Source organism: Bradyrhizobium sp. P2_E8, assembly GCF_056403875.1.
This window is the reverse complement of record NZ_JBFUES010000209.1, coordinates 1-9,114: the sequence shown is the minus strand read 5'-3', so window position 1 is coordinate 9,114 and position 9,114 is coordinate 1. Positions and strand designations below refer to the sequence as shown.

The 9,114-nt window shown below is 60.8% G+C and carries 10 protein-coding genes; 8 read left to right on the top strand and 2 right to left on the bottom strand.

Annotated elements, in window-relative coordinates; genetic code table 11:
- Positions 1-163 precede the first annotated feature (163 nt).
- The 4 genes from AC1D00_RS14190 (at position 164) to AC1D00_RS14175 (ending at position 4,680) form a co-directional block, all read left to right on the top strand.
- Complete coding sequence (locus tag AC1D00_RS14190) at positions 164-1,561, top strand: MFS transporter (RefSeq protein ID WP_135179462.1); 1,398 nt, start codon at positions 164-166, stop codon at positions 1,559-1,561.
- Between the two features lie 118 nt (positions 1,562-1,679).
- The gene (locus AC1D00_RS14185) at positions 1,680-2,507 is read left to right on the top strand and encodes a 3-oxoadipate:acetyl-CoA acetyltransferase (protein WP_477011098.1); all 828 of its coding nucleotides are present in this window, start codon (positions 1,680-1,682) and stop codon (positions 2,505-2,507) included.
- Positions 2,508-2,641: 134 nt separating this feature from the next.
- Positions 2,642-3,847, top strand: coding sequence for an MFS transporter (locus tag AC1D00_RS14180; protein ID WP_167771660.1), 1,206 nt, complete (start codon positions 2,642-2,644; stop codon positions 3,845-3,847).
- A gap of 371 nt (positions 3,848-4,218) precedes the next feature.
- Positions 4,219-4,680, top strand: coding sequence for a cupin domain-containing protein (locus tag AC1D00_RS14175; RefSeq protein ID WP_477011097.1), 462 nt, complete (start codon positions 4,219-4,221; stop codon positions 4,678-4,680).
- 569 nt (positions 4,681-5,249) lie between these two features.
- Here AC1D00_RS14175 and AC1D00_RS14170 read toward each other — a convergent pair.
- Positions 5,250-5,432 (bottom strand): hypothetical protein, encoded by a 183-nt coding sequence (locus AC1D00_RS14170; protein ID WP_477011096.1) that lies wholly within the window; start codon positions 5,430-5,432, stop codon positions 5,250-5,252.
- A gap of 323 nt (positions 5,433-5,755) precedes the next feature.
- On the opposite strand from AC1D00_RS14170, the gene AC1D00_RS14165 reads away from it, so the two are divergent.
- From AC1D00_RS14165 to AC1D00_RS14155, 3 genes are all read left to right on the top strand, one after another.
- The gene (locus AC1D00_RS14165; protein WP_477011095.1) at positions 5,756-6,136 is read left to right on the top strand and encodes a hypothetical protein; all 381 of its coding nucleotides are present in this window, start codon (positions 5,756-5,758) and stop codon (positions 6,134-6,136) included.
- 240 nt (positions 6,137-6,376) lie between these two features.
- Positions 6,377-7,318: a hypothetical protein gene (locus tag AC1D00_RS14160; protein WP_135179456.1), complete on the top strand. Its 942-nt coding sequence runs from the start codon at positions 6,377-6,379 to the stop codon at positions 7,316-7,318.
- A gap of 192 nt (positions 7,319-7,510) precedes the next feature.
- Entirely contained in the window at positions 7,511-8,512 is a 1,002-nt protein-coding gene (locus AC1D00_RS14155; RefSeq protein WP_477011094.1) for a PAS domain S-box protein, read from the top strand.
- A gap of 59 nt (positions 8,513-8,571) precedes the next feature.
- Here the strand turns inward: AC1D00_RS14155 and AC1D00_RS14150 are convergent, their stop codons facing one another.
- On the bottom strand, positions 8,572-8,877 hold the full coding sequence (locus AC1D00_RS14150; RefSeq protein ID WP_477011093.1) for a hypothetical protein: 306 nt from the start codon (positions 8,875-8,877) through the stop codon (positions 8,572-8,574).
- 14 nt (positions 8,878-8,891) lie between these two features.
- Between AC1D00_RS14150 and AC1D00_RS14145 the strand changes: the two genes are divergently transcribed.
- On the top strand, positions 8,892-9,114 hold a 223-nt coding region (locus AC1D00_RS14145), incomplete at its 3' end, for a hypothetical protein (protein ID WP_477011092.1).

Here is a 9,114-nt window from a genome sequence, read left to right as displayed (position 1 = left end):
GGGTAATTGTGTTAGCCCAGCGAAAGCCTATTGTCGCGACCAATCAGATACCCATCGGCAGTGACCAGCGCTCGCGAAGCTCCGCAGAGCGCCCGGAGAGTGCTGCCCAATTTTCAACGAAGCCCGCCAACGGGACGTCAACAAACCAGGGAGGAATTTTGAAATGGTCACGACCCGCGCGATCCACGGCATGAGTCAGTCCAGGAAGGCTGCTGCGAGCGGCTGGATCGGGTCGGCTCTCGAATATTATGACTTCTTCATCTACGCGACCGCCGCGTCGCTGATCTTCCCGCAGATCTTCTTCCCGTCGGAGAATCCCACCGTCGCCATCGTCGCATCGCTGGCGACCTATGGTGTTGGATATGTGGCCCGGCCGATCGGCGCCTTCGTCCTCGGACATTGGGGCGACACCCATGGCCGCAAGACTGTTCTCATCGTCTGCATGTTCCTGATGGGCATCTCGACCATGGCCGTTGGCTTTCTGCCGACCTATCACCAGGTCGGCATCCTGGCGCCGATCCTGCTCGTCATCCTGCGCCTCGTGCAGGGATTTGCCGTGGCCGGTGAAATCTCCGGCGCGAGCTCGATGATCCTGGAGCACGCGCCGTTCGGTCGGCGGGGCTTCTATGCAAGCTTCGCCCTTCAGGGCGTGCAGGCCGGACAAATTCTCGCGGCCGCGGTCTTCCTGCCGCTGGCGGCCTATATGCCGACCGAGGCCTTCAACAGCTGGGGCTGGCGGATTCCCTTCCTGCTCAGCTTCTTCGTCATCGTCGCAGGCTACATCATTCGCCGCGAAGTCGACGAAACCCCTGCGTTCGCCCGCGAGGGAGAGCGGGGAGAAACGCCGCGGTCGCCCATCGTTCAGGCGATCAAGCTGAGCTGGCGCGACATGCTCAGGGTCATCTGCATGGCCCTGATGAACGTCATTCCCGTCGTTGCGACCATCTTCGGTGCGGCCTACGCGGTCCAGCCGGCCTATGGCATCGGTTTTGCCAAGGACGTCTATCTGTGGATCCCCGTCCTCGGAAACATGCTGGCCATATTCGTCATCCCCTTCGTCGGCAATCTCTCCGACAAGGTCGGCCGCAAGCCTCCGATCATCGTGGGCGCGCTGCTCTCCGGCTTGCTCGCCTTCGGCTATCTCTACGCCATCAGCATCAAGAACGTGCCGCTCGCGATCCTGCTGTCGCTCCTGATGTGGGGCGTCGTCTATCAGGGTTACAACGCGATCTTCCCGAGCTTTTACCCGGAGCTGTTTCCGACGCGCACCCGGGTGTCGGCGATGGCGATCTCGCAGAACATCGGAACGACCATCACCGCATTGCTTCCCGCCCTGTTTGCGACCGTGGCGCCTCCCGGCTCGGCCAACATTCCCTTGACGGTGGGGGCGATCGCCTTCGGCATCACGGTCATCGCGGCGCTGGCGGCCGTCACAGCCCGGGAGACCTATCGGATCAGCATTGACGATCTCGGTAATCCCGAGGCCGTTCCGATGGTGCGGGCAGACTATGAACGGAAGCGCGCGCAAGCGGTGAGCGGTGCATCCGCAATTCCGACCTGACGGGCACGCAAGGAAACCTGCCGCTGCGATCGATGATGTTTGCAGCGGCAGGGCTCCATGCGTTACGAGTCGATTCCAGTTTTTGGGCGCGCGAGCGCGATCATCATGAGGTCTAGGGATGAACCCCGTTGTCGTTGCCGTCGCTATCACCGGCTCCGTTCCGCGCAAGAAGGACAATCCCGCGGTGCCGATCCTGCCGTCCGAGCAGATCGAGTCGACGCAACAAGCCTTCGAGGCCGGTGCCACGCTTGCCCACATCCATGTTCGCAACGATGACGAGACGCCGTCCTCCGACCCGGAGCGTTTTGCCCTGGTGCAGGAGGGGATCAGGAAGCATTGTCCGGGGATGATCGTTCAATTCTCGACCGGCGGGCGGGGCCGCGATCCTTCGGCGCGTGGATCATCGCTCTATCTGAGGCCGGACATGGCTTCGCTGTCCACGGGATCGGTGAACTTTCCGACGATTGTCTACGAGAACAGCGCCGCCCTGGTCGAGACCCTCGCCACCAGCATGAAGGCGGGGCGGATTCGGCCGGAAATCGAGATCTTCGATTTGTCGCATCTGCATGGCGCCCGCCGCCTGATCGAGGCGGGGCTGATCGACCAGCGACCGCACGTGCAGTTCGTCATGGGCGTCAAGAACGCGATGCCGGCCGACGAACATGTCCTCGACATCCTCCTGGGGGAGCTGAAGCGGCTGATCCCGCAAGCGACCTGGACCGCGGCCGGGATCGGACGCCATCAGGCCGAGGTCATGGGCTGGGCCCTCGCGCGCGGCGCGGACGCGGTTCGCACCGGGCTCGAGGACAATATCAGGATCGACAAGACGCGGCTGGCCCCCAGCAACGCGGAGCTCGTGACCCTCGCCTGTGAGGCTGTCACCCGCCACGGCCGGCGCGTCGCGACCGCGGCCGAGGCGCGATCCCTGCTCGGGATCGTGCGGTAGGGGTTACTGCCTCGTCCTGACATGCTTCCGGCTGCCTTCTGCCATTCGGCGGCCGGCGTTCCCGTGCGCTGAGTCTCCGGGTAAGACGGGTGCCACAGGCGCGATCTGCGCCTGCCGGGCAGGCGACGTTTGGAATGCGGTTCTTGAAATCTGACGGCAGGCTCATCGGGGTCCTGCTGGTGCTTGCAATCACCCAGCTCATCGGATGGGGAACGATCGGCCTTCCGCCCATCGTCGGCCGCGACCTTGCGGCCGATCTCGGCATGAGCCTGCCGATGGTGTTTGCGGGCACCTCCACGCTTTATGTCACCATGGGGCTGTGCGCGCCCTGGCTCGCCAAGGCGTTTGCGCGGCACGGCGCACGCAAGGTGATGATGGTGGGCACTGTTGTTGCCGTGCCGGGCTACGTCGTTCTGTATTTCGCGCGCGAGCCGATGCTCTATTTCGTGGCCTGGGTCATTCTCGGCATGGGCGGCAGCGCCACGCTGTCGACCGGTGCCTATATCATGCTCAACGAGGTTGCCGGGCGCCAGGCCAAGAACGCCATCGGCGCGCTGATGCTGGTGACCGGCCTCTCCAGCAGCATCTTCTGGCCGACCACCTCGTTTCTCAGCGGCCATTTCGGCTGGCGGGGCACCTGCCTCGTCTACGCCGCCATGCTGATCCTGGTCTCGCTTCCGCTCTACGTCTTCGGCGCGCCGCGCCGGAATAGTGTGAAGGACGAAGGCGGCTCGGCTGCAAAACCCTCCGATGCGCCTGCGATTCCGCGCGGCACCTTCAATCTGGTCGTCATCGCGATCACGCTGAACGCCTTCGTGAATTTTGGTCTCGGCGCCGTGCTCATCGAGCTGCTGCGGGCGGAAGGGCTGGCGCCGGCCCAGGCCATCGCCTTCGGTTCGATGCTCGGCGTGATCCAGGTCAGCGCCCGCGGGCTGGACTTTCTCGGTGGGGGGCGGTGGGACGGAATCACGACCGGGCTTGTCGCCGGCACGGCACTTCCCGTCGCCATGCTGCTGCTGATGCTGAGCGAGGGGGCGACCTGGGCAGTCGCGGTCTTCATCCTGCTCTATGGCGCCGGCAGCGGCGCGATGGCGGTGGCGCGGGCAACCATCCCGCTCGTGTTCTACGACCAGGCCGAGTTCGCCAAGGCGATGTCGATGATCGCGCTGCCGCTCAATCTGGCCTCAGCGATCTCGCCGCCGCTCCTTGCCGCTCTGCTCACCCAGTTCGGCGGCCGCGCCGCGCTGGGCCTGACCCTGGTGTTTTCCTGCGCGACCGTGCTGATCCTGGTTCTGCTCGGCCGTCGCCGGCCGCGAGTCGCCTCGGCGGCTGCCGCGTGAAACCTGTCCGCGCGCCTCGGTCGCGCCCACCATGCAGGTGTGACGCCTCGCCTCAGTCGCCGTGCATTGCCTGCCGCCTTCTCGGGGGGCTGTGGTAGTGGTCCGGCATGCCAGCGGAGAGCTACGGATTGGCCGACTGGCGGCGGCTGAGTAATCCAGGCGCCCGAAGCCGGAAGTTGGTCGGTTGGCGGAAGAGCGTTTCGGTCGAGGCCCGGCAGTCTCTGCCAAGCTGCGCCGGGCAGGAGGTACCTCTTTCGAGTCTTGCGACAAAGTAGCCTCTTCACATTCGTTGCGGAAAACTGACTTTGAAGGTCCGGGAAACTTGGCAACTGGTAACGCCGGGATGATCTTTTCAGTTCGGGGGGAGACTAATGCCGCTCGCGCTTATTGAAACCAGTCATTGCAATGTGGATCTTAAACCATCGCCGATCGAGTCATCCTGGATCATTGAAGGCAATCCGGAAGCCCGCGCCTGCACGCTGTCGATCAGCACGGATCGCGCGGCCCGCACCCTGATCTGGTCCTGCACCGAAGGCAAGTTCAACTGGTACTACGATGTCGATGAGACCATCGTGATCCTCGAAGGATCGATCGTACTAGAGAGCGACGGCATGCCGCCGAAGCGCTACGACGTTGGTGACGTAATCTTTTTCCGCAACGGTTCCCACGCCAAATGGCATGTCGAGGGTTATGTGAAAAAGGTGGCCTTCTTCCGTGCGACCAATCCGTTGGGGCTCGGTTTTGCCGTCCGCGCGGTCAACAAGCTCAGGTCCTTGATCGCGCGGCGCCATCCTCCTGCTGCCCCACGAGAGGTAAGCGTCCCCGCCGCCTGACCGATCAATTTTTCGGTCAGGCGAAGAACGAACCGCACGCGCGGCAGCATTGAGGTCTGCGATGACCCTTCGGACCTGATTGTCGTCCAAACGAGACACAGAAGCTGCGGCAGGCCCTAAGCTGAACAGACGCCCGGTTTGCCCTTGAGAGCGGAGATAGGACAGGCTCGTGCAAGCTTGAAGATCAACGCGCCGTTCGTCTCGAAGTCGGGATGCAACGCCGGGGTTCGGCGCCGGCATCGAATACGCGATCGAGCAGGGTTGGCTGGAGCTGCACGAAAGCGGCACCTATGTACGGTTTCTGCCGCCAGGCGCGGAGCTGTTCCCGCGTCAATAAAGCAACATCACCGATAGCCACGCCGAAAGCGAGGCGCACAGACCAATTCCGAAATAAGGTAATAGAAGGCGCATCGGGCTTTCCCTCCGAGACGCGAATATGCCGTCAGCATCGCATGTCGGCCCGTCAGCGGCCACGAATCTGAAGTTGTGGGGCGATGGCGCTCGCACATCGTGCGCGCTTAGGCGACACACGGCGGCGGGAAATTACCGGTACGGCTAAGACCGCGCGGTCAGTCCGACGTCTCACGCGCCAGACGGGCAATTCTTCGCGGACCGTTCCAAACCTCAACAGCAGGGTGAGCATCGAGCAACTTCTCGGCTCGTTTTTTGGCGGCTTCGTCCGCAGGACTGTCGATTTCATACACCGCGCGCGCGACGCCGGACGAATCGACTGCATACACAACGTATCGCATGGCATTTTCCCCATCCGGGGAAGATCCCGTTACGATTCTCCTGTGCTCGTGGAGTTCCTAGCGAGAACGAGAATTGCTCGCTCGCTTAGGTCGTATTTCAGGCGCTAAGCCAGATTTACCGACTGCATTAAGGGCGCCTCGATTTTTAGGATCAAGAATGCTCTCGGCTCGTTTGCTTTGGCCATTGAGCATGTCGGCAGCACGGCGGTTCATGTCTCCTGGTCGTGACTTCCTGGCGAGTTGTTCTTCCGCAAAGCGACTGTCGGCTGTCGTTGCAAGTTCGGGATCAGGAGCAAGAACCACATGCACCCTATGCCGGATGGATGATGCACAGCTTCCAGAGCGCTAGGGATCGTCACGGGACAAAACTCAATATCCTTCTTGAGTACCCACTACGACATATTGCCGCAGGCGCGCACTTCTGGCTGACTGCTATCCTGGAATTTTCAAGACGGCATAATGCCGCTTTCGGGCGGCATAATGCCACACCACTCGTCTTGAGCGTGCGCAGTTCAGAAACCGGATGGCCGGTTTCTCGCTTCAACGACTCGATGGCACGTGAACTGGCGGTCATCGAGGCGAGGAAGGACGACAAGGTTATTTTTGCTACGCCCCAGTGCCGCACAACGGGCAAGGCAAGGAGGCAAGCCCGTGCAGCGGTCACGCGATGCGCTTATTCGAGCGCCAAGCGGATGGCTCGTTGAAACTGAGGCTTCCACTTTCAATTGACAGACCAGCGCGTTCCTAAAGAGCGACCACCGCACAAAATGGTCCCGACGATATCGCACGTCGGCACATTGGCGATCATCGGGCCGAATGCGTGGCCGCAATGTCGCGACGCTTCATTGGCCGCCAGCGCAACGAGCTAGGGCTAGGCGAAAGCTCGTAGCAGAGCTGCGAGCCTATGGATTCTCGCGAACGCCCAGACAATCTTGAGGTGAGGTATGAACCAACCAACCAAGAGACTTTACCGCGGCGACCTCGTGGAAGTGAAGGCGCCGGACGAAATCCTGCAAACCCTGGATGCCCACGGCGCAGTGGACCATCTGCCGTTCATGCCGGAAATGGCACAATTTTGTGGGCAAAGATTTAGGGTCTCAAGACGAGCATTTCCGGTATGCGTCTCAGCAAGCTCGCCACGGGCGTTCAGAGGCGATGACATCGTCACCCTCGATGGCGTCCGCTGCTCCGGCGCCGCCCACGATGGTTGTCAGAAGGCGTGCGTAATTTTCTGGCGCGAAGCCTGGCTCAGAAAAGTCGAAGACACGGCAACTCAATCGCAGGTCGATTTGCGAAGTTTGGATCGATTACGAACCCGCCTCAAAGTGTCGATCGGACTGAAGGCCTACTATTGTCAGGCTAGTGAATTGTTGAAAGCCACCGACCCCCTCTCGCGATGGCAAAAATTAGGAAGACTTTTGAGCGGACTCCCGGCACGCAATTTCACCGCCCTGCAGATGTTACAATACACTGGAATATGGCTATTTCTGAAAATTCGTCGGATGTTGATCGGCGAGTATCCGCGCGGAAGCAGCGAGTCCACGCCGGAGGAAAGCCTGAACCTCCGGCCCGGTGAATGGGCCGAAGTGAAATCGATGCAGAGCATCATTGAGACCTTGGACGAGCACGGGCTTAATCGCGGGCTGTGGTTCTCGCCTGACATGCGTCGATTGTGCGGCGTTCGGCGTCGGGTGAAGGGGCGGATCGACAGAATAATTGTCGATGGGACGGGACAGATGAGGCAGCTCCGCAATACTGTGTGTCTCGAGGACTCGACTTGCGGATGCTCCTACATGGGCTTTGGCATGGGGGGGTGCTCGCGCTGCGAACTCACCTATTGGCGGGAGATTTGGCTTCGCCGATGCGATGGACAAAGTGACCCGTAAGTGCCCAATATATTAGGGCGGTGTTTCGACTTGGATCGCCGGCAGGCGTGTACTTAAATGCCGCTTCTCGGGGTGGAGCAGACCTACGCAAAGAGGTCCAGCATTTTCGCCTTTTGACCCAAAAACAGACCTCTAAACTCCATCGCTTGGCTGCACTATAGTATTGCCGCTGGGGCGTGTCTGGTGGTGCTAATGACGCAGAAGAACAATCTGGGAGTTGCGGCCACGCCTCGGGAGCTCGAAGCAGCTCTTCGCGAAAGCGAACAGCGGTTGCGTTGGCTGGCTTCCATAGTCGAGTCCAGCGATGATGCGATTGTTAGCAAGAATCTCGATGGCGTCATTACAAGCTGGAATATCAGTGCTGAGCGCATCTTCGGCTATTCTGCCAGCGAGGCCATTGGTCAGCCCATCACTCTTGTAATCCCTCAGGATCGGCGAAGCGAAGAACGTGAGATTTTAACGCGCCTCCGACGAGGTGAGCGCATCGACCATTTTGAGACCGTTCGGCAACGCAAGAACGGCAGCTTGATCGTCGTGTCGCTGACCGTTTCTCCTGTCAAAGATGCAAACGGCAAGGTCGTCGGCGCAGCAAAGATTGCAAGGGATATTACTGAGCAGAAGAAAAATCAGGAGTTGATCGTGACTCTGGCAAGGGAGGCCGAGCACCGCAGCAAGAACTTACTCGCGAACGCGATGGCAACGGTCAATCTCTCTCAGTCGAGTTCGCCAGAAGGTCTCAAAGAGATAATCGCGGGACGCATCCAGGCACTAGCAAACGTTTGCTCGCTTTTCGCGGCAACGCGTTGGATCGGTGCCGAGATATCGGCGATTGCGACACAGGAACTAGCTCCATATTTCGATGAGAAGCGAACGTTCATAGATGGTCCACAAACCCTGTTAGCGCCAGACGCCGCTCAGGCTGTTGCGGTAACCTTGCATGAATTAGCGACCAATGCTGCGAAATACGGTGCTTTGTCCAAACCCGACGGCCAAGTCCGCCTGGAATGGTCACACGCAGTTGACGGTGGATTGCGACTACGCTGGACGGAGACGGGTGGTCCAGTCGCGCACAAACCTACGCGAAAAGGACTTGGTAGCCGCATCATCGAACAGATGATAGTCCAGCAGAAGGGGGAAGTTCGCTTTGACTGGCGCAAAGACGGGCTTGCTTGCGAAATCATAGTTCCGATGTGAGGATGTCTGCTGTTGTGATGGGTTTCGGACGCCGGCCCCCGAATACGCCGCGCTGTCCCTCAAGCGGCCGGCATCCGAAACCCTTCACACAAGCCGCCGAACACGTTCCAAGGCGGGAGACTTCCGCTTTGCGTTGGTAAGCTGAAGTTGCCGCGGCCATGTGCCAGACCATGACGCCGGCGACGATCGCCACGATCGCGGCGCCGCCGAGCCAGCCCCGCGGCACTCGACGGGCGATCCCGCACCTCACGGATGGTCGCGACGAGGCATAACAGCGCCAGTACGATCGCCGCGGCCACCAGGATCTTGAGGAGGCCAACGCTGAAAGCGTGCTGCTGGTAGAGGATGCTTGGCTCGAGCTTCATCACCGCGGTCCTATGTGGTCGATCTTGTCCGCCATCTTGTCCAGCCGGTTCGGGATCTCCGTCTTGAGATCGACGAAACCGCGCTCGACGCGCGCGACAACTGTTTCAAAGCTCGACTTGCGGACAAATTCGTCGCGCGCCCAGATCTCGACCTGGTAGAGCTTGGCAGCCAACGCCTCGGCGCGGGCGTTGGCGGCCGCGGCCAGTTGCTTCGGCTCGCCTCAGTCGCCGTGCATT